The 24991-nt window shown below is 41.1% G+C and carries 16 protein-coding genes; 13 read left to right on the top strand and 3 right to left on the bottom strand.

The features are described from left to right. The first annotated feature begins 81 nt into the window (after positions 1 to 81). Positions 82 to 5667: an alpha-2-macroglobulin family protein gene (locus ACO1XM_RS14635; protein ID WP_486230277.1), complete on the top strand. Its 5586-nt coding sequence runs from the start codon at positions 82 to 84 to the stop codon at positions 5665 to 5667. Positions 5668 to 5822: 155 nt separating this feature from the next. On the opposite strand, the gene ACO1XM_RS14630 is transcribed toward ACO1XM_RS14635, so the two are convergent. Further along, positions 5823 to 7787, bottom strand: coding sequence for an OmpA family protein (locus ACO1XM_RS14630; protein ID WP_486230275.1), 1965 nt, complete (start codon positions 7785 to 7787; stop codon positions 5823 to 5825). A 155-nt stretch (positions 7788 to 7942) separates the two neighbouring features. Here ACO1XM_RS14630 and lon point away from each other — a divergent pair, with 155 nt between their 5' ends. From lon to ACO1XM_RS14610, 4 genes are read left to right on the top strand one after another with little or no spacing between them, the layout of a single operon-like run. Further along, positions 7943 to 10399 (top strand): endopeptidase La, encoded by a 2457-nt coding sequence (gene lon, locus ACO1XM_RS14625; protein WP_486230273.1) that lies wholly within the window; start codon positions 7943 to 7945, stop codon positions 10397 to 10399. A gap of 60 nt (positions 10400 to 10459) precedes the next feature. Further along, positions 10460 to 11485, top strand: a complete 1026-nt coding sequence (gene porQ, locus ACO1XM_RS14620; RefSeq protein WP_486230271.1) for a type IX secretion system protein PorQ — start codon at positions 10460 to 10462, stop codon at positions 11483 to 11485. Continuing rightward, the gene (hslU, locus tag ACO1XM_RS14615; RefSeq protein WP_486230268.1) at positions 11482 to 12873 is read left to right on the top strand and encodes an ATP-dependent protease ATPase subunit HslU; all 1392 of its coding nucleotides are present in this window, start codon (positions 11482 to 11484) and stop codon (positions 12871 to 12873) included. Before porQ ends, hslU begins: the two co-directional genes overlap by 4 nt. Next, the gene (locus ACO1XM_RS14610; RefSeq protein WP_486230266.1) at positions 12873 to 13952 is read left to right on the top strand and encodes a DUF4421 family protein; all 1080 of its coding nucleotides are present in this window, start codon (positions 12873 to 12875) and stop codon (positions 13950 to 13952) included. The genes hslU and ACO1XM_RS14610 overlap by 1 nt, the downstream gene beginning before the upstream one ends. 162 nt (positions 13953 to 14114) lie before the next feature. Here ACO1XM_RS14610 and ACO1XM_RS14605 read toward each other — a convergent pair whose 3' ends face one another. Next, positions 14115 to 14606, bottom strand: coding sequence for a SixA phosphatase family protein (locus tag ACO1XM_RS14605; protein ID WP_486230264.1), 492 nt, complete (start codon positions 14604 to 14606; stop codon positions 14115 to 14117). 26 nt (positions 14607 to 14632) lie between these two features. Between ACO1XM_RS14605 and ACO1XM_RS14600 the strand changes: the two genes are divergently transcribed. The 5 genes from ACO1XM_RS14600 (at position 14633) to ACO1XM_RS14580 (ending at position 20666) form a co-directional block, all read left to right on the top strand. Then, positions 14633 to 15589, top strand: coding sequence for a lysophospholipid acyltransferase family protein (locus ACO1XM_RS14600; protein ID WP_486230262.1), 957 nt, complete (start codon positions 14633 to 14635; stop codon positions 15587 to 15589). A 215-nt stretch (positions 15590 to 15804) separates the two neighbouring features. Continuing rightward, positions 15805 to 19257: a two-component regulator propeller domain-containing protein gene (locus tag ACO1XM_RS14595; protein WP_486230260.1), complete on the top strand. Its 3453-nt coding sequence runs from the start codon at positions 15805 to 15807 to the stop codon at positions 19255 to 19257. Next, entirely contained in the window at positions 19247 to 19768 is a 522-nt protein-coding gene (locus tag ACO1XM_RS14590; RefSeq protein ID WP_486230258.1) for a DinB family protein, read from the top strand. The genes ACO1XM_RS14595 and ACO1XM_RS14590 overlap by 11 nt, the downstream gene beginning before the upstream one ends. Before the next feature lie 62 nt (positions 19769 to 19830). Continuing rightward, positions 19831 to 20292: a GyrI-like domain-containing protein gene (locus ACO1XM_RS14585; protein ID WP_486230256.1), complete on the top strand. Its 462-nt coding sequence runs from the start codon at positions 19831 to 19833 to the stop codon at positions 20290 to 20292. Further along, the gene (locus tag ACO1XM_RS14580; RefSeq protein ID WP_486230254.1) at positions 20292 to 20666 is read left to right on the top strand and encodes a DUF1801 domain-containing protein; all 375 of its coding nucleotides are present in this window, start codon (positions 20292 to 20294) and stop codon (positions 20664 to 20666) included. Before ACO1XM_RS14585 ends, ACO1XM_RS14580 begins: the two co-directional genes overlap by 1 nt. Positions 20667 to 20670: 4 nt before the next feature. Here the strand turns inward: ACO1XM_RS14580 and ACO1XM_RS14575 are convergent, their stop codons facing one another. Further along, positions 20671 to 21162 carry a hypothetical protein gene (locus ACO1XM_RS14575; protein ID WP_486230252.1) on the bottom strand — a complete coding sequence of 164 codons (492 nt, stop codon included), beginning with the start codon at positions 21160 to 21162 and terminating at the stop codon, positions 20671 to 20673. Positions 21163 to 21265: 103 nt separating this feature from the next. Here ACO1XM_RS14575 and ACO1XM_RS14570 point away from each other — a divergent pair, with 103 nt between their 5' ends. The 3 genes from ACO1XM_RS14570 (at position 21266) to tgt (ending at position 24819) form a co-directional block, all read left to right on the top strand. After that, complete coding sequence (locus tag ACO1XM_RS14570) at positions 21266 to 22633, top strand: LPP20 family lipoprotein (protein ID WP_486230250.1); 1368 nt, start codon at positions 21266 to 21268, stop codon at positions 22631 to 22633. A 100-nt stretch (positions 22634 to 22733) separates the two neighbouring features. Further along, positions 22734 to 23303 carry a hypothetical protein gene (locus ACO1XM_RS14565; protein WP_486230248.1) on the top strand — a complete coding sequence of 190 codons (570 nt, stop codon included), beginning with the start codon at positions 22734 to 22736 and terminating at the stop codon, positions 23301 to 23303. A 385-nt stretch (positions 23304 to 23688) separates the two neighbouring features. Next, the gene (gene tgt, locus ACO1XM_RS14560; RefSeq protein WP_486230246.1) at positions 23689 to 24819 is read left to right on the top strand and encodes a tRNA guanosine(34) transglycosylase Tgt; all 1131 of its coding nucleotides are present in this window, start codon (positions 23689 to 23691) and stop codon (positions 24817 to 24819) included. Positions 24820 to 24991: the final 172 nt, after the last annotated feature.

Raw genomic sequence — 24991 nt, 5'->3', positions numbered from 1 at the left:
TGGCGTTTTTTAAAATTTAACTTTTGTCTGAATTTTCAAATAAGTTTTCTGATCTTTCCAAATAATCCTCAACCAACTCGTATGAATCCCATTTTTAAGAAGATCGGCCTGGCTGTTATCCTGCTGGCGATTGTCATAGCTGCTTTTCTATACTTTAAAGCTGACAAAAGTAGCGGCTCAGCGCGAACACAGATCGATCCAGCCTTTGGTGAATACATATCCTCTTATACCTCAGGAGTTATTTCTGCTAATGCGCGTATCCTTGTTATACTGGCAAACCCGGTAGGCGATTCATCTGACATTGGTCAAGAGGTATCAGCCAAAATTTTTGATTTTAGCCCAGCCGTAAAAGGTAAAGCTACCTGGCTGGACACAAGAACCATTGAGTTTGTACCTGCCGATAAAATGATGTCCGGACAAGTCTACAGAGCCGACTTTTTCTTGTCGAAGCTTACTTCAGTACCTCCGGCATTAAGCACGTTCAGTTTTGATTTTCAGGTGATAGGCCAAAATTTTGAGTTAAGTATCGACAACCTTAAGCCCTATGTAAAAACAGAGCTGAAGAGACAAAAAATAGAAGGAACTGTTTACACGGCCGATGTGGCTGAAGCGGCTGAGGTAGAAAAACTTTTAGAAGCTACCCAAGAAAGCAAAAAATTATCCCTCACCTGGTCGCATGCAGCAGATGGTAAGTTGCATAGCTTTATCATTGAGGATGTTGCACGGGGTGAGCAATCCAGCAAAGTAATAGTATCAGCCAATGGTACAGTATTGAAAGTTTCCAAGATTGATGAAAAAGAAGTAGAGGTGCCCTCGTTGAGCGACTTTAAACTGATGAATGCTAAAGTCGTACAGGCTCCGAATCAACATATTATTCTTCAATTCTCAGATCCGATAAAGGAAAAGCAAAATTTAGAAGGCCTGATCCGAATCAGTGATCTTGCTGATTTAGATTTTGATATACATGATAATGAAGTGTGGGTGTATCCTCCTGCACGTCAGGCGGGCACAAAAACAATTTTTATTGAAGCTGGTATTAGAAACATTTTAGACTATCGTATGAAAGCAGCGGCAAGTGCTGAGGTAGTGTTTGAGCAACTGGTGCCCTCCATTCGATTCACAGGCAAGGGTTCTATTCTTCCGAGCACTAATGGACTTGTGCTTCCTTTTGAAGCGGTTAACCTGCGCGCAGTTGAAGTGGAGATTTCAAGAATATTTGAGAATAATATTTTACAGTTTTTACAATCAAATAACATCAGTGGCAATTATGAATTGAACAGAGTTGGTTCGCGCATACTAAAGAAAACCATTCAATTGGATAATATGGGCGTTACTGATTTTGGTAAATGGAATCGTTTTACACTTAACCTGGCAGAACTTATAAAAACAGAACCGGGCGCTATCTATCAGGTGCGTCTGGATTTTAACAAGAGTCATTCAGTTTATAATTGCGAAGGTCAGCAGGGTGTAACAGAAACAACCGATCAGTTTACAACCGAAAACGAATATGAAGGTGGTGGTTATTATGAGGATGGTGAATACTATGAAGATGAGTATTATGATTACTATGATGAAGAATACGATTGGGAACAGCGAGATAACCCTTGCCATTCTACCTTCTACAGATCAGACCGTTCCATCCGTAAAAATCTTCTGGCTTCCGATCTGGGCTTAACAGCCAAACAAGGAGCCGATGGTGAAACAACAATTTTTGTAACAGACCTGATTACAGCTAAGCCACTATCAGGTATTGAAATAGAATGGTACACCTACCAGCAGCAGGTTATTGGTAAGGGAACTACCGATACCGATGGCAAAATTTCATTTAAAGCAAACCCTTTTGTAGTAGTAGCCAAAAATGGTTCCCAGCGCGGATACTTACGCATTGCTAATGGGGAGTCTTTGTCTTTGAGCAGCTTTGATGTATCGGGTGAAGTCGTGCAGAATGGTCTCAAGGGATTCTTGTATGGAGAGCGTGGTGTGTGGCGCCCGGGTGATTCTCTTTATCTGACATTTTTGTTAGAAGACAAGAATAAACTATTACCCGCGGCTCACCCTGTAGTATTGGAATTAAGCAATCCTCAAGGTCAGGTAGTCAATCGCTTAGTTCGCTCAACAGCTGAAAATGGTTTCTATAAATTTGCTACCGCTACTGCGGCAGATGCACCCACCGGTAATTGGCAGGCTAAAGTAAAAGTAGGTGGCTCAGAATTTTCGCAGACAGTAAAAATTGAAACTGTAAAACCCAATCGACTTAAAATTAATTTGAATTTAGGTGTGGAACGCATCACCTCACCGGATGTAACTGCCGACTTGGAAGTGAAATGGTTACACGGTGCGCCAGGTAGAAATTTAAAATCTGTTTTTGAAGTTTTACTGGTAAAGGCGCCAACCACTTTTGCCAAGTACAAGGATTTTATTTTTGAAGATCCATCTAGGGAATTTAATAGCGAAACGCAAACCTTATTCGAAGGTTCTACAGATGGAGAAGGGAAAGCAAGTTTTAACGGAACCTTGACCACCTCAGATCAGGTGCCTGGTTTTCTTAATGCCATCTTCAGAGGCAAAGTTTTTGAAGAAAGTGGTAACTTCAGCATAGACCGCTTTAGCATTCCTTTCTCTCCGTACGAATCGTATGTGGGTATGAAGGTGCCCGCAGGCGAGAAATACACTGGCATTTTATACATGGATCAAAAGCATCCGATTGAAGTGGTAACAGTGAATGCTGATGGCGCTCCTGTTTCCCGCAATGGTGTTGAGCTGACTGTCTACAAGTTAGATTGGCGCTGGTGGTGGGATAACTCCGCTGAATACCTCGCAAATTATGTTGAAGGATCTTATTCAAAACTGGTAAAACGAGAAACACTCAATACTGTAAATGGTAAAGGCACCTGGAACTTTGAAATCAAATCACCGGAATGGGGACGCTTCTATGTGCGTGCCTGCGATCCGATTTCTGGACACTGTACTGGTCAAATAGTATATGTAGATGAACCGGGATGGGGAAGTCGTGTACGCAATACCGGAGGAAATGGTGGAGCTACGATACTCTCTTTTACATCAGATAAGGGAAGTTATAATACCGGAGAAAAAGCAACACTCACAATTCCGGGCAGTGCTAACGGAAGAGCGTTGGTAAGTATAGAAAATGGTAGTAAAATTCTTCAGACGCATTGGGTAGAAACGCAGGCAGGTGAAACCAAGTTCAGCTTTGACATAAAACCGGAAATGGCACCCAATATATACGTACATGTTTCTCTCCTGCAACCACATGCACAAACAGAGAATGATTTGCCAATACGTTTATATGGTGTTGTACCGGTAAGGGTGGAAGATCCACAAACACATTTAACACCAATACTTGAAATGCCGGAAGTGCTGGAGCCTGGAGAAAAAGTAACCATTAAAATTTCTGAGAAGGAAAAACGAAAGATGTCCTATACCATTGCTATGGTCGATGAGGGCTTGCTGGATATTACCCGATTTAAAACGCCCGATCCATGGAATCGTTTTTATGCAAGAGAAGCATTAGGAGTGCGTACCTGGGATTTATATGATTATGTCATCGGATCATTTGGTACTCATTTGGAAAGACTTATTTCTATTGGTGGTGATGAAGAGAGTGGCGCAAAAGATGATGACGCCCGCGCCAATAGATTTAAACCAGTGGTGAAGTACCTCGGTCCCTTTACATTAGATGCTGGCGATAAGGCTGAGCACACTTTTGTCATGCCACAATACATAGGCTCAGTAAAAACGATGGTAGTAGCGGCCTATGAGGGTGCTTATGGCAATACAGAGAAGGCAGTGCCGGTGCGTAAACCATTAATGGTATTAGCAACAATGCCACGTGTGTTGGGGCCTCAGGAAAAATTGAAACTGCCCGTCACCTTATTCACACAAGAGAAATCAGTGAAGAACGTGAAGGTGGAAGTAAAAACTACCGGGCCACTCACAATAGCAGGAGGTGCAACCCAAAACGTAGTGATGAACGCAACAGGCGATATGACACTTGAGTTTGATTTGGAAGTGAAGGCTGCAGTAGGTATGGCAACGGTAGAGGTGATTGCGTCAAGCGGAAATTTCAAATCGACTGATAAAATTGAGATTGATGTTCGTAATTCCAATACAAGCATAACACGCACAACGGATGCTATACTGGATGCAGGAAAAAGCTGGTCGGCAGAAGTAACACCCTTTGGCTTAAGTGGTACCAATACAGCCATGCTGGAAGTGTCCAATCTGCCTCCGATTAACCTGGGCTCTCGTTTGCGCTATTTAATTCAGTACCCACATGGTTGTATAGAACAGACTACCTCATCGGTATTTCCTCAACTATTTCTGAATAAGGTAAAAACCTTAACAGAAACAGAAAAGAATACCATACAGCGCAATGTTACAGCGGGTATAAACAGACTAAAATCATTTGTACAACCGGATGGTGGCTTTGGCTACTGGCCTGGGTCAGCGGAGAATTCGGATCCTTGGGGTACTACCTATGCGGGCCATTTTCTGATTGAAGCAGAAGCTAATGGCTATTTTGTGACAGCAGATATGATGAAACGCTGGAAAAATTTTCAAAAGAGCAAAGCACAGGAGTGGAGAAGAAATACCAGCTACTATAATTCAGAGTTAATGCAAGCCTATCGTTTGTATACATTAGCACTGGCCGGATCGCCTGAGCTGGGTGCCATGAACCGCTTGCGCGAATATGGAGACCTACAACAAACTGCTTCATGGATGTTGGCAGCGGCCTATGCCAAAGCGGGACAACCGGAAGCAGCTAAAAAGATTGCGGAAAATCTTTCTTATGCAGTTACGCCTTACCGCGAACTAAGTTATAGCTATGGTTCGGATGTGCGAGACAAGGCATTGATCATGGAAACCATGGTGGCCTTAGTAGATAAACCAAAAGCTTTTGAGATGTTGAAAGAACTTTCTAACGTATTAGGCAATGAAGGTTACTGGTTGAGCACACAGGAGGTAGCTTTTGCCCTGAAGGCAATTGGTTCTTTTGTAGGTATGGAGAAACGAGGAACACTTAAGTTTACTTATAAGCTGAATGGAAAAGAAGTAACAGCCAGTTCGGAGCTGCCAATGGAGCAGGTGTTGATTCCAATCAGTGGTACAAGTAAACAAAGCGTACAAGTTGAAAATGAAAGTGGTGCCATGTTGTTTGCACGGATTATCACCACGGGAGCTCCAGCACGTGGCAATGAAATAGATGAACAGCAAAATCTTTCGTTGAGTGTGCGCTACACCACACCCGAAGGTGCTGATGTTGATCCTAAAACATTGGAGCAGGGCACTGAATTTATTGCAGAAGTTAGTGTGTACCATAATGGTATTAAAAACAGTTACGAAAACCTGGCTTTGGCACAAGTATTCCCTTCTGGCTGGGAGATTAACAATTTAAGGTTACAGGAAGCAGAACAAACAGTAAAATCAAGTGCATTCACCTATCAGGATATCCGTGACGACAGAGTTTACACTTACTTTAATTTATACAGAGGTGAGCGTAAAACCTTCAGGGTATTGCTGACGGCTTCTTATACAGGATCGTACTATTTACCGGCTGTAAATTGTGAGGCCATGTATGACAATGGTATCTATGCAAGAAAGAAAGGCATGGAAGTACAAGTTGTGAAGGTGGCAGGAGTACAGTAATTTGAAAACCGGCTGATGAGTTGATTGATTTTAAAATTGGAGAGCCTTTTAGCGCCACCAGATTCAAAACAATTGACTCATCAGTCTTTTTGGATATTTATTCCACCAATGCTGGAGCTGAAATATCAATCGTAGTGCCAGATGCTTTAGATAATTTAATTTCTTCTGATCTCAAACTCCACACGCCTGTTCAATTTGCGTGCTTCATCATCCAATTCTTCTACTATAGGTTTGGCGCTACCATAACCATGGGCATCAATACGGTTTGTGTCAATTTTAAAAGTGTAGGTGAGGTAAGCCTTAATGGCATCAGCCCTGGCCTGCGACAAACGTAAATTCGACTCTTCCTTGCCTTGCGAATCAGTATGACCTGAAATAAATAATTTAAACGTTGGATGGTCAATCAAAAAGTTGGCTAAACGATCTAAGTCGTGATGCATGGACGGCAGAATATCTGCCTTACCGTTTTCAAACTCCAACTGATCAAAGGCAATTTTACTTTCAATCGGCTCTGCTTCTTTGTTAATTTCCATATCACCATCCAGATAAAAGAATTCTTCTATGCGAAAGAAATCATCACCCTGAATGATCAACAGGTAGTTGCGTTTATTAATCAAGCTGAAATCGAAACTCCCATCTTCCCTGATAAATTGAGGTGCTACTTCAACACCTTTATCTAAATCAATAATAGAGACAATGCCTTTCAATGGCTTGCCGGTAGTTTTGCTTTTTAAATTTCCTTTCAGGATGACAATAGCCTCGGGTTGTGCCTCCATCGGCACAGGAAAAGAATGAAGATCAAGATTTTGTAAATCAAAAGTATCAGCGCGTGCATAATACAAATGATTTGACTCTGTATCAATTGTAAAATAGTACTCGCTACCTTCACCGTTAACCAAGGGGCCTGTGTTTTTGGGCTCAGTCCAGAACTTTCCTTTTTTATAAGATTTATAGATGTCAAACTCACCAAAATTTAAAGGGTGGCCATCCGAACTGAAGTATAAAACATTAAAACGATGATGAAGAAATGGGCTAACCTCATTACCTCTTGTGTTGATAATTGGTCCCAAGTTCTTGGCTGCCGTCCAGTTTCCTGCTTCATCTTTGCTGGTATAGTAGATATCAGAAAGGCCGAATCCACCCAGACGATCCGATGCAAAGAACAGCGTGTCGCCCGTGTGTGAGAGTGAAGGATGTGAATCCCAAAAAACAGAATTGATCGTTGGACCCAGATTTCTAATGTTGCCCCAGGTACTGTCGGCCTGCATGTCCGCAATGAGTATATCGCAATTGCCAAGCACACCAGGGGCATTGCAGCGTGAGAAGAATAGATGCTTGCCATCTTTACTTAAACAGGCAGAACCCTCGTTATAACCCGTGTTAACATTCTTAAATTCTTCAGGCCATTGCCATTCACCATTTTGTTTAAGCGAGTAGAAAATGTCTTCATTTACAATTTTCTCCATACCTGTTCTCATCGAATTGCGTTTTGAAGTGAATAGCAAAACATCATCACGATTGCCAATGGTAGGGCCATAGTCTGCTGTACTGGGTGAATTAATCAAGGGCCCCATATTTACTAACACACCATGGGGTGGCTGTAAAGTGTCAATCTCTCTTCTGTAGTTTACCAGCTCATAGTAGTAGTTGAGCGGCACATAATTTTCGCGCTGATTTTTACTGATAGAATCATATTCAGCTTGTATCTTCTTTATGTTAGCTTCTTTTGGATGATGCTTTAAAATGATTTTATATAACAAGATGGCCTCACCCTTGGGCCCAAATTGTTGAGATAGCTTGGCAAGCTCCCACAACATAGAGGTATTGCGATAGAAATTCTCTACCCCAAAGTTTTTAACATAGGCTTTGGTAAGTTGATAAAGCCCGGCATCTGTACGCGGATAATCATCAAGCGCTCGTAGTTTTTTAGCATCAAAATAGTACTTGATCTTGTTCAGATTGGGAAAATCAAAGATGTCAGATTGGCTGTAAACTGTCAGGCTATCGCTAACCTGAATAATGCCGCCTTTTTTAAAGGATGTTTTCTTCTTCTGCGCCTCGGCAATATGAGGTGACAAAAGGTAAAACACTGCAAGTGAGACTAAAAAGTGGGCTTTCACACCTCGTTGAGTTGGTAAAAAAATGGCCTGCCCTATAAAGTTGATATAATTTCCCTTCTTTTACAAACCCATTGGCATTACTATTGTCCTACAAGCCCGACTTTACGTTTTAATACATTAACAGACTAATATTGCCATTTTGGCATCCTATATACATGTTCAGAAATAAGCCAATACAATTAGTTCAAGAAGAGAATGATGACCTGATCCAGATGATCAATCCTGAACAGGAGACTGATCTGAAGGCAGAAGACTTGCCTGAGGAGCTCGCCATTCTTCCTATAAAAAACACAGTCCTTTTTCCTGGTGTGGTGATCCCCATTACGGTGGGTCGCCAGAAATCCATTAAGTTGGTGAAGAAGGCTTATCAGGGTAATCGCATTATTGGTGTGTTGCCTCAGAAAAATGCACAGCAGGAAGAGCCCACCATTGATGACATCTATCGGATAGGTACAGTTGCTCGCATTATTAAAATGCTGGTATTGCCTGATGGAAACACAACCATCATTATTCAAGGTAAGAATCGTTTTTCTATCAAGGAATTTGTTCAGGAAGAACCATACCTGACTGCGCGTATTGAATTGTTAGCTGAATCAAAAGCGAATTTGAACAGTCGTGAAGCAAAAGCGATTGTGCAATCGTTAAAAGAAGCGGCTTTAAAAATTCTGAAACTGAATCCTGAGATTCCACAAGAAGCGCAGGTGGCTCTGGATAATATTCAGAGCATGTCCTTTCTTATTAACTTTTTAGCTTCCAATCTAAATGTAGATGTTTCTGATAAGCAAAAGATTTTAGAAACGCCTAACATCATCGATCGTGGCACTTTGCTTTTGCAATACATGTCGCGTGAAATTCAGATGCTGGAAATTAAAAGTGAAATTCAGAAGAAAGTTCATACAGACATCGATCAGCAACAGCGTGATTATTATTTAAGGCAACAAATCCGTGTGTTGCAAGATGAGTTGGGTTTTGATGGCCCGGATAAGGAAATAGAAGCACTGCGGAAAAAAGGCGAAACCAAGAAATGGTCAGCAGATGCACAAAAACAATTTAATAAAGAACTGGATAAACTTGGGCGTGTAAATCCGCAGGCAGCAGAATTTCCTGTCGGTATGAATTACGTTGAATTTATGCTCGACTTGCCTTGGCAGGAGTATACGGTGGATGATTTTGATCTGAAGAAAGCCAAGAAAATTCTGGATCAGGATCATGCTGGTTTGGAAAAAGTGAAAACAAGAATCCTGGAATATCTCGCAGTATTAAAATTAAAGCGCGATATGAAAGGCCCTATCTTATGTTTGTACGGTCCTCCTGGTGTAGGTAAAACTTCACTGGGTAAATCCATCGCCAAAGCACTGAACAGAAAATATGTGCGCATGTCGTTGGGTGGTGTACACGATGAAGCTGAAATTCGTGGACATCGCAAGACTTATGTGGGTGCAATGCCGGGTAAGGTTTTGCAGAATATTAAAAAATCACAGTCTTCTAATCCCGTTTTTATTTTAGATGAGATTGATAAGCTGCGTGCTGATTTCAGAGGAGATCCATCTTCAGCCATGTTGGAGGTGTTAGACCCTGAACAGAACAATGCTTTTGTAGACAACTACCTGGAGGTTGACTATGACTTGTCGAAGGTGCTTTTTATTGCCACTGCAAACTCCTTAGATACTATACAGCCTGCTTTGCGTGATCGTATGGAGATCATTGAAATTACAGGATACACAAGAGAGGAAAAGGTTGATATTGCCGTAAAGCACCTAGTGCCTAAGCAATTAAAAGAACATGGCCTTACACCTAAAGATGTAAAGTTTTCTAAAGAAGCTGTTGAAAAAATTATTGAGAGTTATACACGTGAATCTGGTGTGCGCACCTTAGAGAGAAAAATTGGTACCATGGTGCGTAACGTTGCCAAGGCTGTGGCTATGGAAGAGGAGTACGACAAGGAAATTACTCCCGATACAGTCCGTAAAGTACTTGGTGCCGAAATGTTTGATGATGAATTATATCAAGGCAATGAGGTGGCCGGTGTGGTTACTGGTTTAGCCTGGACACAAGTAGGAGGTGAGATCTTGTTTGTAGAGTCAAGTCTGAACAGAGGAAAGGGCGCATTGACGATTTCAGGTCAGCTAGGTGATGTGATGAAAGAATCTGCCATGGCAGCCTTATCGTATCTCAAGTCGAATGCAGATGATTTAAATATTGATCACCGGCTTTTCCAGCAATATGATTTGCACATTCACGTACCGGCTGGTGCAGTGCCCAAAGATGGTCCCTCGGCAGGTATTACAATGCTGACCTCATTGGCTTCAATTTTTACGCAGCGTAAGGTTAAGCAGAACCTGGCCATGACGGGTGAGATTACTTTGCGGGGTAAAGTATTGCCGGTGGGTGGCATTAAAGAGAAGATTTTGGCAGCCAAGCGCAGTGGTATTAAAGAGATTATCTTAAGTGAAAAGAATAAACGCGATATCGATGAAATTGAAAAGCACTATATCAAAGGCTTGAAGTTTCACTTTGTAGCAAATGTGTCGGAGGTTTTAAAAATAGCTTTATTGAAAGATAAAGTTGAGAAACCTATGCAATTCGTATTCGCGGAAAAGCAACCTGCTTAAAAGGCATCCATTATTGTTGTGTATCATTCATTAAAACGGCATTTTTACCACAACAATAGGATGAAAAGTAGTTTTGCACGGATAAAACAGATAAATAAGAAACAGGCAATATGCATTGCCTGTTTCTTCATTTTTACTGGTTTGGTACAAGGTCAAAGTGCCTATACATTTTTGAATGTACCTCCATCAGCAAGGCTGGCAGCCTTAGGGGGTGTCAACGTTTCTTTGGCCGACAGAGATGTGAACCTTTTCAGTGCAAACCCCTCTTTGGCGGGTGATACGCTCAATGGTTTTATCTCCGCTAACTATCAATTTTATCTGGCAGATATAGGCCAGGCTAATTTTGTCTATCAACATCAGTTCAAAAAAATAGGAAGCCTGAGTTTTGGAGTACAACATTTTTCATATGGTACGCTGGACAGTTATGATCCAGCAGGCTTGCCTTTAGGCACTTTTAATGCAGGTGAAACTGCTTTAATGCTGGGCAAATATTTTTCAGCCAATACTTTTCGATTCGGGGCAACGGTTAAAACGATTTTCTCTAACCTGGCCGGCTTTCGTTCTACCGCTCTGGCACTCGATTTGGGTGGACTCTTTATACATCCTCAACAAAAATTAACCATTGGCCTGGCCATTAAGAATATTGGGTTCAGTCTTACAGATTATACAGAAAGCAGTAGTTCACAGTTACCTTTTGATGTGCAGGTGGGCACAACCTTTAAACCGGAACACATGCCTTTTCGCTTTTCGATCACAGCTTTTGACCTGACCGATTATGATGCTTTCGAAGATGAAGAGGACAGACCAGGCACTATTGATAAGATTGTTCGGCATTTGAATGCAGGAACAGAATTATTGTTGAGTAAAAACGTTAATATTCTGTTGGCCTACAACTTTCGTAGAAAGCAAGAGTTAAAGGTTGAAGACATTGGTGGTGGGGCTGGGTTATCCCTGGGTTTATCTATTCAGATTAAAACCCTTGAGTTGGTGTTGAGCCGTGTGGGCTATGGACCCAGACAAGCAAGCTATGGCTTTACACTGAATAGTGATTTGAAAAAGATTATTCGTAAACGCGAAAAGATATGATAGAAAGTAACTACTTAACACCTCAGCAGATTGTAGCTGAACTAGATAAGTACATTGTTGGTCAACACGAGGCCAAACGCAACGTTGCCATTGCCTTGCGAAATCGCTGGAGACGCATGCATGTAAAAGGTGATATGCGCAGTGAGATCATTCCGAATAACATTTTAATGATTGGTGCCACAGGCGTGGGTAAAACTGAGATAGCCCGCAGACTGGCAAAAATTGCAGATGCACCTTTTGTAAAAGTGGAAGCTTCCAAGTTCACAGAAGTAGGTTATGTGGGGCGTGATGTGGAAAGCATGGTACGCGATTTGGTAGAACAGTCCGTGAACATGGTAAAGGCCAGAAAAAAGGATGAGGTAAAAGAAAAGGCAAATCAGGCTGTAGAAGAAATAATTCTCGATGCCTTAATTCCACCCTTAAAATCACAAGCAGTCCGTCCAACAGGCTTTACTAATGGTGACGATACACCACCGACCAGCGATGCAGAATTAAATGAACGCACCCGCAATCTTTTCCGCGACAAAATCAGGAATGGAGAAATGGAAGAGCGTAAGATTGAAATTAACATGAAAGGCAGCAGTGGCTCTAATGTTGGCATGATTGGCGCGGGCATGATGGATGAGGCTTCCATGATGAACCTCCAGGAAATGCTGAGCGGTATGATGCCTAAGAAAAGTAAAAAACGCAAAGTGACTGTAGCTGAGGCGAGAAGAATTTTGCTGGAGGAAGAAGTATCAAAGCTCATTGATATGGATGAGGTTAAAGAAGAGGCTATCCGAAGAGCAGAAGATGCAGGTATTATTTTTATTGATGAGATTGATAAAATTGCTTCTTCGCACGGCAAGGGCGGAGGCCCGGATGTGAGCCGGGAAGGTGTGCAACGCGATTTATTACCCATTGTGGAGGGGACAACAGTAAATACAAAACATGGCGTTATTAAAACGGACCACGTACTTTTTGTTGCTGCTGGTGCTTTTCATGTGTCGAAGCCTTCAGATTTAATTCCTGAATTACAGGGTCGTTTTCCGATTCGTGTAGAATTAACTAACCTGACAAAAGAAGATTTCATTCATATTCTGAAAGATCCACGCAACGCCCTCACTAAGCAATACCAGGCTCTTTTCGAAGCAGAAGGCGTGCGAATTGATTTTGGTGATGATGCGGTTGAAGAGATTGCCAGTACAGCATTTGCGATTAATGCAGAAGTGGAAAATATTGGCGCCAGACGCCTGCATACAGTAATGAGTCGTTTACTGAACGAGTTTTTGTTTGATGTGCCTGATAAAATTGGTGCCAATGCCCATATCGTTGTCAATGCGCAAATGGTGAAAGATAGATTAAATTCTTTGGTTAAAAACCGCGATCTTAGCGAATATATACTGTAATGAAATTGCTCTTGCCCCTTTTTTTATTCAGTAGTTTGCTGCTTCAGGCGCAAACGGATGTGGATATTACTGTGGCGCTTGATGAGGACAGCGTGGGGCGAAAAAGAAAGCAACTTCACGATTCCATCCGCAGTAAGTTTATTCGGGCTTACCCAGATCACTTTTTTATTTGGCCTGTCATTAAACAACGCTCATTGCAAGTGGAGGCAAGAAGTTTGGTTGATGACAACAGGTTAGTCACTTTCAAGCCGAATAACTCTGTAAGTATGGGGGTTGGCTTTTACTTATTTGAAGTAGCTTTCGAATTGACAAAAGCAGTACCGATCAACGAACAGAGCATTGCTCGATATGGAAAAACAGATGCATCCGATTTTCAGTTAAATGCGCTGGGAAAGTATTGGGGTTTCGATATCTACAGACAGAAGTACGAGGGCTTTTATTTAGATGATTCCTTTACGCAGATAGCACGCGATCAACCCTTTCCGCAAAGAGCCGATATTGCTACTCGTAATTTTGGAATGGCAGGTATTTATACCTTTAACCGCGATAAATTTTCATTTCGCTCAGCGTATAATTATGCTGAGCACCAGTTGTACAGCCGTGGTTCATGGTTTGTTACGGGCACGATTAATTCCTTTCGCATGGATGGAGATTCAGTGTTGCTTTCAATTAATAACCGGGAAAGTTTTAGTGTAAATGCAGATTTTGTTTCATTGCGCTACACTACGCTGGGTGTGGCGCCAGGTTACTCTCATAATTTTGTTTACAAAAATCTCTTTTTGAACCTTACCCTCGGTATTGGCCCTGCACATAACTGGACATACTTAAAAAGAGAAGACGGAAGTGAGCGGTACAATGTATCCATTAATAGCATATCAGTGGTGCGCATAGGCTTGGGTTATAACAACGACAGGTTTTTTGCAGGCATGGGCTTTGTGAATCAATCCAGAAACCTGAAGATTGAAGATATGCGCATCTCTAATTCAACAGGTTTCTTTAAGCTCGTAGCAGGTTGGCGCTTTAAAGAATTCGGCATCCTGAAAAAACGCGCAGTTGATTTTATCCCGTTTAAGATATGATTAGCTGATATGCTGATTCGTTGATGTGTTAATTCGTTGATTGATTTGACGATTTGAGAACGATCTAATCTCAATACAAAAGTGGTGGAGATTTCTTCTTATTGCTAGCAACACCCTACTTTTCACCCGCGGCCAGCAGTTAAAAAAAGATTATCAACTGCTCTACTTATTCTTTGGGTAATCATAAAACAACAAACGCTCCTCCTTCATTGCCAATTCCTTCCATGAACTGATGTTCAATTGAAAAGCAGCCACGCCACAAGTGGGCACATTATCGATAGCTAATGCTGTTAACTCATCAATAAACTCGGTCAATCCCGGGTTGTGCCCTACCAGCATAACTATATTGAAGTTATCTTTTACCTGTTTCAGGGTATGAAGTATTTTCTCAGGTGAAGCATGATACAGATCGGGCAGCGTCTTAATTTTATGTTCATCATAATTAAGCACTTTAGCCATTTCTTTAGCTGTTGATAAGGCGCGTGCGGCAGGGCTGGTCAATAGTAAATCCAATACCACTCGCTTTTCCTTCAGACGTTTGGCCATATTGGGCGCATCACGTTTACCACGCACATTCAAAGGCCTTGAAAAATCATTGAGCAGGGGATTATCCCAGCTGGATTTAGCATGACGAACCAGGTAGAGCGTTTTCATGCCTCAAATTACAAAAAAGCCAGGCTGTGGTTGAGCAAAAACAAGCTTGTATATTTGCAGCAATGTCCGGTATCAAGAAATTTATTCGCCCCATTCGTTACGCCCTGGTCTATTGGCTGGTGCGTTTTCTAATTGCCATCTCTAATGCTTTGCCACGCAAAACCTGGTTGAAGGCATGTGGTGCTTTGGGATGGCTGGCTTACCATGTTGCAGGCCAAACAAGAAAACGCATGCACACCCACATCCGTATTGCTTTTCCGGAATTAAAGGATGATGAGGTAAAAAAGCTGGCTAAAAGAAATTTTATTATGCTCGGTAAAAATACTGGTGAAATATTACGAGCCACCAGTGTGCGTACCCTGGAAGACATGGAGAAGTTTTTGGTAATTCATGATTACGAAAATTTCGAAGCAGCTAAGGCGCAAGATAAAGGAGTAATTTTTCTGACGTGTCATATCGGAGCATTCGATTTGCAGGTAACCTACATGTCTTTAAAGGGGCTGCGGCCTTTAATTATCGGTACACCACTAAAGGATCCGCGTTTAAATGATTTACTGTGGAAACAGCGAAATGCCCATGGTGCTATTGCTGTGGAACGTGGCAAGGAAATGTTTCGCTTGCTAAAAGAATTAAAATCTGGCGGATCATTGGCCATACTTATCGATCAGGATACAAAAGTGAAGAGCAGATTTGTTAATTTCTTTGGCCGACCTGCAGCCACTCCGGTAGGAGCCGCCACATTTGCAATAAAAACAGGTGCTGTTATAGTACCTACTTTTATTCATTTAGGTGAAGACGGTATGCAACACATGCGTTTTATGCCGGCCATTGAAACAACCATTACAGGTGATGAAGAAACAGACCTTGTAGAAAACACACAACGTTATACTGATTTCATTGAGGCACAGGTGCGCAAACATCCGGAGCAGTGGGTATGGATGCATGAGCGTTGGAAGACCCAGCCTGGCCAAGAAATCAGATAATGCAACGAACGAATTAATCAGTTTTAAATCTATTGCTGTGGAGGTAACAGATGGTTTTTGATCTCTAACAAGCATCCGTTAATGGTAAACTTGTAAAGACGAGTTTAGATTTTTCATACAATTACAAATTAGACCACCCGTCAAATCATTTTGCATATCATTTTAATAAGCCTTAGCTTTAGTCATTAGTTGATCTTTAAAACCGTTTGTTTGAGATGAAGCTTCTTTTGCCCCGCTTATTAATCTCGGCTATAACCCTCTCTGCTTTACATGCTTTCTTTTATCATCCTTTAGCAGCACAAGCACTAAAGTTTAAACACCTGTCACTTCATGAAGGAATTTCCCAGCTGACGGTGAATTGCATATTTCAGGATAAGCAAGGCCTCATGTGGTTTGGCACACAGGACGGACTGAATTATTACGATGGTTATACTTTCAGATCCTATCGGCACGACCCGCAAGATTCTACCAGTTTGTCTAACAATGTTGTCCTTTCAATCCATGAAGACCGTAAGGGGCGTTTTTGGATAGGTACACGTTATGGCGGACTGAATCTTTTCGATCCTAAAACAGAAACTTTCAAAGCATATAAACATGACGCAAATAATCCAGCATCACTTTCCGACAACATGATTAATGCCCTGTGGGAAGATGGCAACGGTATGCTACTGGTGGGCGCTGACTATGGCGGGCTTAATATTTTTAATCCTGAAACAGAAACTTTTGAACATCACACCTTTGACAAGGAAAACCCCAATTCAATTTCCAATGAAAGAGTTTTGTCTATCTATGAGGATAGTAAGAAAAGAATTTGGGTGGGCACTTACGGTGGTCTTAATATTTTTGATCCAATCAAGAAAACGTTTAAACATTTTTTACACGATGCAGGGAATATAAATTCTTTATCTAATGACTGGATTTATCACGTGCGTGAAGATGCGGATATGCAAATATGGGTAGCTACCTATCATGGTTTAAATTTATTTGACGATGCCACTCAGACCTTTAAGCGCTTTGCGAGTGAAGGATTAAGTGGCAACAATTGGTTTAATTGTATCTACATAAATAAAGATGGTAAACTGTGGTTAGGTTCGAACTCCACTGGCCTAAGAATTTTTGACCAGAAAGCCAATAAGTTTAAAACCTTACTGAACGATCCTAACAACCTGAATACCCTATCAAGTAACTGGATACAGGCTATCTATGAAGACAGAAGCGGTCGTGTATGGATAGCTACTCAAAATGGTGTTGATATTTATGATTCGCAAGAAAGACAATTTACAGTTTTTAGAAACGATCCTTCAGATGTAAGCTCATTGTCAAACAACGATGTGCTAGCTGTTTATCAGGATGCAGCTGACAGAATTTGGGTGGGTACCTGGAATGGCTTAAACCTGTTTGATAAAGATAAAGGTAAATTTAAACGCTATACAATTAATCCGACTAGCGCACAGGCAGTTGAAAGCAATTGTATTTTTGCTATTTATCAGGATTCTCAATCTCAGCTATGGATCGGCACAAACGAAGGAGGGCTTTACAATTTTAACCCATCCACGAGTTCATTTGTACATTATATAAACGATCCTGCCAATCCTTCCTCCCTGGCAGTAAACCTTGTTGCATCTTTTTATGAAGATAATCGGAATGAATTATGGGTGGGTACTTACGGTGGAGGTATTAGTATTTTCGATCAAGAAACCAAAAGATTTCATCACTATAAACATGATCCCAAAAACGAGTCCTCATTATCGCATAATATTGTGCGCGTAATTTACGCAGATCGTAGCGGAAGAATTTGGGTTGGTACACAAGGTGGGGGTCTTAACCTTTACAATGCCGAAACAAAATCTTTTAAGCATTTCAAGCATGATCCACAGGACACCACCTCCTTGTCAAGCAATACGATTCGTAGCATTCACGAAGACAGTCAGGGAAGATTATGGATTGGCACGGCCAACGGCTTAAATCTTTTTAATACGAAGACCCAGACATTTAAAGTTGTGACTGAAAAAAATGGTTTGCCTAATAATGCAATCGTTTCGATTCAGGAAGATAAAACAGGACGACTTTGGTTATTTACGCGGAGAGGGCTTTCTCGATTTACACCGGCAAGCGATGAACAGATACAAATGGGAAATTGGGGCGCCTTTAGAAATTATGACCAGACGGATGGCTTGCCAGGCACAGCCATGGATGTGAGTTTTAAAGGAAAAGACGGGACGATTTATTTTGGAGGTAAAAATGGCTTTGCTTTTTTTCGCCCTGATGAAATGCAGGATAATAGCTATGTGCCTCCCATAATATTAAGTGGTTTTGAGGTATTTAATAAACGTGTGCTGCCAAATAAAGCAGTGAATGGTTTCATGCTACCCTTATCCATTTCACAAGCAGAAGAACTTACCTTGTCGCATAATGAATCGGTATTCACAATTGAGTTTGCCGCATTATCTTATTTTCAGGCAGAGAAAAATGAGTATGCTTATAAACTGGAAGGTTTTGATAAGGATTGGAATTATACAGATGCCAAACGAAGGTTTGCCACCTACACTAACCTTGATCCGGGCACTTACGTTTTTCGTGTCATAGCATCTAATAATGACGGAGTTTGGAATAATGAGGGCCGAACCCTCACCATTATAATAACACCCCCATGGTGGGAAACATGGTGGTTTAGATTGCTTATCATTATTGGTTTTTTTGGTTTAGCTGCATTTGCATATTTTATGCGAACAGAAAATATCAGGAGAACCAATAAGGCACTTGCCATAATTGTGGAACAAAAAACAAAAGAATTGAAGAAGGCAAACCTAGCCTTGGCTGAACAAGGCAAAGAGTTGGCAGTACAAAATGAAAAACTAAAACAAAGTAAGGAAGAAATCGCAGCGCAACGCGACTTAGTTTCACAACAAAACATTATACTTTCAACACAACGTGAAGAGTTAGCATCTCAAAATCAAGAGTTAAATAATCTGAACTTAGAAAAGAACAACCTCATTGGCATAGTGGCGCATGATTTGAAGACGCCACTTAATCAGATTAAAGGCTTGGTGGGTTTAATAAAGGAAACGCCCAATCTGGCAGATGAAGAAAATGCCGAATACATCAGAATGATCAATGACAGTGCTAAGCGCTTGACCTCCATGATTGATAAAATACTGAACGTAGAAGCCATCGAAGCAAAGCAGCATAACCTGAGCATGGAGGTAATAAATTATGCAGACCTTGTTCGTACAGTGATCAACCGCACTACCTTAGAGGCAAGGATGAAACAAATTCAATTTAAAGCGTCCATACCAGACCAAGTACTTATTTATATTGATAAAGACTATGCCGATCAGATAATTGAAAACTTACTATCGAACGCAATTAAATTTTCTCCGAGTAATAGAAATATCTACGTAACGATGAGAGTCGTAGAGGAAGTAGCGATCTGTGAAATAAGGGATGAGGGGCCAGGGCTTCATGAGAACGATAAACAGAAACTGTTTAAAAAATACCAGCGACTAAGCGCAACGCCTACTGGCAATGAGTCATCTACTGGTTTGGGTTTATCTATTGTGAAAAAGTTTGTTGACGTAATGGATGGTAAAATATGGTGTGAAAGTGAGATAGATAAGGGTGCAAGTTTCTTCGTGCAATTTAATATTATCAGAAACCATGAAGTTTGATTTAAACAAATCACTAGAGATTCTGGAGAGGACACCATCTGTTTTGGAAACGATGCTCCAATCGCTTTCAGATGAGTGGATTTACAAAAACGAAGGTGATCAGACCTGGAGCCCTTATGACGTGGTCGGTCATCTGATTCACGGAGAGAAAACAGACTGGATTCCCCGAATGGAAATGATACTGGCACAACAAACGGGTAGCGAGTTTGAACCGTTCGACCGCTTTGCTCAATTTAAAAACAGTGAGGGTAAAACCTTAGGAAACTTGCTTGACGAATTTAAAGACCTGCGCAAAAGTAATATTGAGACCTTACGAACCAAGCGTATAACAGAAAAACACCTTCAGCTTAAAGGAAAGCACCCTGCCTTGGGAGAGGTAACTTTAGCACAACTCCTAGCTACCTGGGTTGTACATGATTTGAATCACATAGCACAAGTGGCCAGAGTAATGGCCAAACAATACAAGAACGAAGTGGGGCCATGGTTTGAGTACCTGGGCATATTAAAATAGATTAAAAATCTGCTGACATAGGGCTGACAAACCTTCGCTTTTCTTTGCATAAAAATAATTGTATGGAAAAAGAAACAATGGAGGGTTTTACATTGGTAGGCCTCGCGATAAGAACAAGCAATGAGGATGGTCAGTCAGCTAAAGACATACCGGCACTCTGGAATAAATTCATGGCTGAGAATATCGTTGCACAAATTCCTGAAAAATTGGATCAACAGATATATTGCATGTATACCGACTACGAAGATGATTTCACAAAACCCTATACAACCATTTTAGGCTGTAAGGTGGCCAATGGTCTTACAAAAGCGCCAGAGGGCCTGGTGTTGAAATTTATTCCTACAGCTAAATACGCAAAGGTGGTTGTTACAGGTAATTTGCAAGAAGGTGCTGTTTATAATGCCTGGGTAAACATCTGGAATTCTGATTTTGACCGAGCCTATCAGGCCGATTTTGAAGTCTATGGTTCAGGAGCACAAGATCCAAGCAATGCATCAGTCGATATTTATCTTTCCATTAACTAATGAAAGATCAGCTCAGTAATTATTATTTAAATAAAGACGAGCCCGTTAGAAGTTGTTTGATGGCTTTGCGCGAAATTATCCTCGCGCAGGATACCAACATTGAGAATGTTCTGAAATATGGAATGCCATTTTTCACCTATAAAGGGAAGATGTTTTGTTACTTATGGATTCATAAGCAACACAACCTTCCCTATATTGGTTTTGTGGAGGGCAGTAGATTGAAACACCCCGATTTGCTTAAGGAAAAGCGCGCGCGAATGAAGATACTATTGATGAATCCCGAGAAAGACCTGCCTGTTAAAACTATCAAAGGGCTTCTAAAGGAGTCACTCGAACTCTATAAATCCGGAAAAATTAAGATCAATACCAGATAAGGCCTCATTGACAAACCGCAATACCCAGACGCGCGTTTGAATTACTGTTCACGGCTGTACCGATGTTTGATCCTGCTAAAATTACATCACGACCGGGGCCTGCTGCTGCTAAGTGAATTTTAATAGAAGCAGATAATTGTACCAGGTCACTATAGGTAAGAGCCGACTCATCGGCTAATTGTTTCAGTATGGTCTCACTCTTACCAGTCCTTGCTTCAACAGGGTTTAGCAGTGCTGCTATGGCTGCATCAGCTTGTCCCAAATCGCCAAGATGTAAGTGAACTGGATGCTGCACATTGCCCTCAGTACCTTCTAGCACAATACTAACCAACGTACTGCCATCTGTTTTTTCCTTTAAGGTTAATAAACCTGAAATGGCGTATGCAGACCCTGCCTGCAAGTTATAAACCACCTCATTTCCGGTAAATACCGCCTCCTGATTTAGTCTTTCTTCGCAGCCTAGTAATACTAAAAGGGCAATTCCCCAGCGTCTCATAATCAACTATTTTTGTTAAAGTTAAGGTTTTTGATGCTCCAGTTTTACCTTTATTAACGTAATTGGCATGAGAAATGGTATAACCCCTTAAAAATCAGTTTTTGTGAAATATCTATACACCCTGTTGATTGTTTTTTTGTGTTTTGCATGTGGTTCCAGTAAAAAGGCGAGTCAGGCACCACCCAAACCGTCATGGTTAAGCACAAAACCTTATCAGGATGGCTACTATACAGGCATAGGGCACAGTAATAAAGATGGTTCCAATAATTACATCCAGTCAGCTAAAAAGAGCGCCCTCGATGACTTAGTTTCTGAAATTAAAGTGCAGGTTTCCAGCACTTCTGTATTAAGTCAGTTAGATGTCAATAAGGAATTTTCAGAACGTTACGAACAGATTATTCAAACCACGGCAGCCGATGAAATTGAGGAATTTGAAACGGTAGATGCGTGGGAAGATGAAACGAATTATTGGATTTATTATCGGTTATCGATTGCCCGGTACCGCCAAATAAAAGAAGAGCAAAAACGCAACGCTACACTACTGGCAACAGATTATTATAAGAAAGGTCTGGAGTCAGAAAAAAACAATGAACGGCTGCAAGCCATTGGTTTTTATTTTCAGTCATTAAGGACAGTTGAGAAATACCTGGCAGAGCCGATTCGTGCTAACGTAGAAGGGCGCGAACTACTGTTGGTTAATGAAGTCTATGCTAAAATCCAGACGCTGCTGGATAAGTTTGAAGTAAAAGTAAATCCCGCTTCTTTAAGCATTAACCGAAGAGTGGCACAGGATGCACAATCGGTAATTGCAAGTGTTATCAATAAAGATTCTAATTCTCCAGCGAAAGATGTTCCGCTCAGTGCAACTTTTCAAAAAGGAGCAGGCATTGTTTTTCCTGACTATAAGGCAGATGCCGCAGGTCAGGCAAAAATTTTGATTAATAAAATAGATTCGCGTGATCTTGAGCAAACGGTAAATGTGCAGATTAACATTGATGCTTTAAGTGGTAGTGCTAACTCTAAAGTTTATTCACTTATTGCCAAAACTTTTAAAGTGCCCTCAGCACAGGTTGTCCTGAAAGTGCAGCGCCCACTGGTTTACCTGATTACAGAAGAAAGAAGTTTGGGTGTGAATAAGAATAACTATCAGATTACCAACAAACTTAAAAATATGCTGGGCAATGCCGGCTTTGAATTTATAGAAGATCGCCCCAAGGCAGACCTGCTTTTGGAGATTTCATCCGATTCTGAAAAAGGCTCAGTGAATGGTAGTATTCACATTACCTATTTAACCAGCGTTATTAAGGTATATTCAGCAAAAGAGAATAAAGTTATCTATACGACTACCCTCGATCGCATTAAAGGATATGGCCTTGACTTTGAGCGATCTAGCCAGGATGCCTACAACCGGGGTCTTGAAACCCTTGAAAAAGAAAAATTTAATGAGCTATTAAGCACCATTTTACAGTAAAATATAAAGAAAATGGGTCTTGCCGGTAAAAGGCAGCAAATAGTCAGCTAAATTGGTATTAGAATTGCAAAGACCATATTAACCAAAACAAACGATGAATATGAAAAAGTTAACTTACTCCCTTCTTGTCCTGGCAGCTGCCGTTTTTGCGGTAGGATGTAAAGGTAAAAAAGAAGCCGCGCAACCTAAAGGTGAAGTAGAGGTGGTAGTGCCATGCTCAGGATCTGAATACTTCACAACCAATAAAGTTTTTCGTGCTAACTCAATCGGTGAAAGCTCTGATCAGGTAGCTTCTAAAAAGAAAGCCTTATCTAATGCGCGTGCTGAATTGGCAGCGAGCATTTCAACTACGGTAAAAGCTGTAACTGACAACTACTTAAACTCACGCGAAATGAACAACCGCGAGGAAGTAGAAGAGCGTTATGAGCAGTTAAACAGAGAAGTTGTTGAGCAGCAGTTAACAGGCGTTCGCACAATTTGCGAAAAATTAATGCGCACCGAACAAGGTACTTATAAAACTTACATGGCATTGGAGCTTTCCGCTGCTGATTTGGTGTCTGCATACAACGAAAAGCTTTCAAAAGATGAGCGTCTTAAAATCGATTACGATTACGAGAAATTCAAAGAAACTTTCGATAAAGAAATGGATAAAATGGGTAAGGGTAATTAATTACTAACACCATTACACAACAAAAAGCCCCTGCTTGCAGGGGCTTTTTGCATTTTCAGCATCGATTGTTTTGAAAGTGGAAACATTAAATATTTTTCCAGATTTTTAAGAGATTTCGAAGTCGTTGGTGTGGGTATAGATATGGTGTAGTTTATTCGGTTATAAATAAATTTTATTTCTACCGGGTAGCATTGTTTTATTAGGTCAATTCATGTCGTTTTTTGTTGATTAATTCTTTTTTAACCTGCATTTCGGCCAGGGATAGCAGCGGAAATCCTTTTTGCTGCAGGGCAGTAGCGCAGGGCAAAAAGATTGCAGCGTATAGCCCGACCGCAGGGACCGCCTGCCTTAATTGTGCTTTTACTTTTCTACTTTTGCACCGACTATGAAATTTACGCTTGCTGCCAATGATGTACAGTCTGCCGCCCGTGCGGGTGTTTTGCATACTGCGCATGGTGATATTGAGACCCCAATTTTTATGCCTGTGGGTACGGCTGGTTCGGTAAAGGCTGTGCACCAACGCGAATTGGAAAACGATATTCACGCACAGATTATTCTGGGGAATACGTATCATTTGTATTTGCGACCAGGTACGGAGTTGCTGGAGCGTGCCGGTGGTTTGCATAAATTTAATGGCTGGCAGAAACCAATCTTAACTGACAGCGGTGGTTATCAGGTTTATTCGCTTGGGCATAACAGGAAAATTACAGAAGAGGGTGTGATTTTTAAATCGCACATCGATGGCTCTAAGCATACGTTTACACCTGAGCGTGTAATGGACATTGAGCGCAGCATTGGCGCTGACATTATTATGGCTTTCGATGAGTGCACGCCTTATCCATGCGATTATAGTTATGCGAAGGAATCGATGCACATGACGCATCGTTGGCTGAAAAGATGTGTGGACCGGGTGAATACAACGGAGCCTCTATACGGTTACGAGCAGGCGCTTTTCCCTATAGTGCAGGGTAGTGTATACAAAGATTTGCGTGAGCAGTCGGCTGAATTTATTGCTTCTCAAAATCAATGGGGTAATGCAATCGGTGGCTTGTCGGTAGGAGAGCCACACGAAGATATGTATGCGATGACGAGTTTGGTTTGTGGCATTTTGCCAAAAGACAAACCACGCTACCTGATGGGCGTTGGCACGCCTGAAAATATTTTAGAATGCATTGCATTAGGCATTGATATGTTTGATTGTGTGATGCCTACACGCAATGCCAGAAACGGTATGCTTTTTACAACACAGGGCATTATTAATATCCGCAATGAAAAATGGAAGGATGACTTGTCGGCTATTGATGAAGAACTGGGGGGATATGTGAGCACTTTTCACTCAAAAGCTTATTTGAGACACTTAATTATTAATAAAGAAATTTTAGGCGCACAAATTGCTTCTATTCACAACCTTACTTTCTACCTTTGGTTGGTTAAGCAAGCCCGGAAGCAGATTTTGGCGGGTACTTTTGCTGCTTGGAAAGATGTGATGGTGAAGAAGGTGAGTAGTAGACTTTAGACATAAGACATAAGATTTAAGACATAAGACATAAGACATAAGACATAAGATTTAAGATTTAAGATTTAAGATTTAAGATTTAAGATTTAAGATTTAAGATTTAAGATTTAAGATTTAAGATTTAAGATTTAAGATTTAAGATTTAAGATTTAATTATAACAATTGTAACACT

This window comes from Chryseotalea sp., assembly GCF_057350905.1.
This window is presented reverse-complemented; position numbering and strand designations above follow the sequence as displayed.

What these genes read in the sequence shown, in the direction of transcription:
- tgt (WP_486230246.1), top strand. Translation starts at nt 23,689, where the DNA reads ATGAAATTTACGCTTGCTGCCAATGATGTACAGTCTGCCGCCCGTGCG.
- ACO1XM_RS14590 (WP_486230258.1), top strand. Translation starts at nt 19,247, where the DNA reads ATGAAGTTTGATTTAAACAAATCACTAGAGATTCTGGAGAGGACACCA.
- ACO1XM_RS14610 (WP_486230266.1), top strand. Translation starts at nt 12,873, where the DNA reads ATGAAATTGCTCTTGCCCCTTTTTTTATTCAGTAGTTTGCTGCTTCAG.
- ACO1XM_RS14565 (WP_486230248.1), top strand. Translation starts at nt 22,734, where the DNA reads ATGAAAAAGTTAACTTACTCCCTTCTTGTCCTGGCAGCTGCCGTTTTT.
- ACO1XM_RS14605 (WP_486230264.1), bottom strand. Translation starts at nt 14,606, where the DNA reads ATGAAAACGCTCTACCTGGTTCGTCATGCTAAATCCAGCTGGGATAAT.
- ACO1XM_RS14580 (WP_486230254.1), top strand. Translation starts at nt 20,292, where the DNA reads ATGAAAGATCAGCTCAGTAATTATTATTTAAATAAAGACGAGCCCGTT.
- ACO1XM_RS14575 (WP_486230252.1), bottom strand. Translation starts at nt 21,162, where the DNA reads ATGAGACGCTGGGGAATTGCCCTTTTAGTATTACTAGGCTGCGAAGAA.
- ACO1XM_RS14635 (WP_486230277.1), top strand. Translation starts at nt 82, where the DNA reads ATGAATCCCATTTTTAAGAAGATCGGCCTGGCTGTTATCCTGCTGGCG.
- ACO1XM_RS14595 (WP_486230260.1), top strand. Translation starts at nt 15,805, where the DNA reads ATGAAGCTTCTTTTGCCCCGCTTATTAATCTCGGCTATAACCCTCTCT.
- lon (WP_486230273.1), top strand. Translation starts at nt 7,943, where the DNA reads ATGTTCAGAAATAAGCCAATACAATTAGTTCAAGAAGAGAATGATGAC.
- ACO1XM_RS14585 (WP_486230256.1), top strand. Translation starts at nt 19,831, where the DNA reads ATGGAAAAAGAAACAATGGAGGGTTTTACATTGGTAGGCCTCGCGATA.
- porQ (WP_486230271.1), top strand. Translation starts at nt 10,460, where the DNA reads ATGAAAAGTAGTTTTGCACGGATAAAACAGATAAATAAGAAACAGGCA.
- hslU (WP_486230268.1), top strand. Translation starts at nt 11,482, where the DNA reads ATGATAGAAAGTAACTACTTAACACCTCAGCAGATTGTAGCTGAACTA.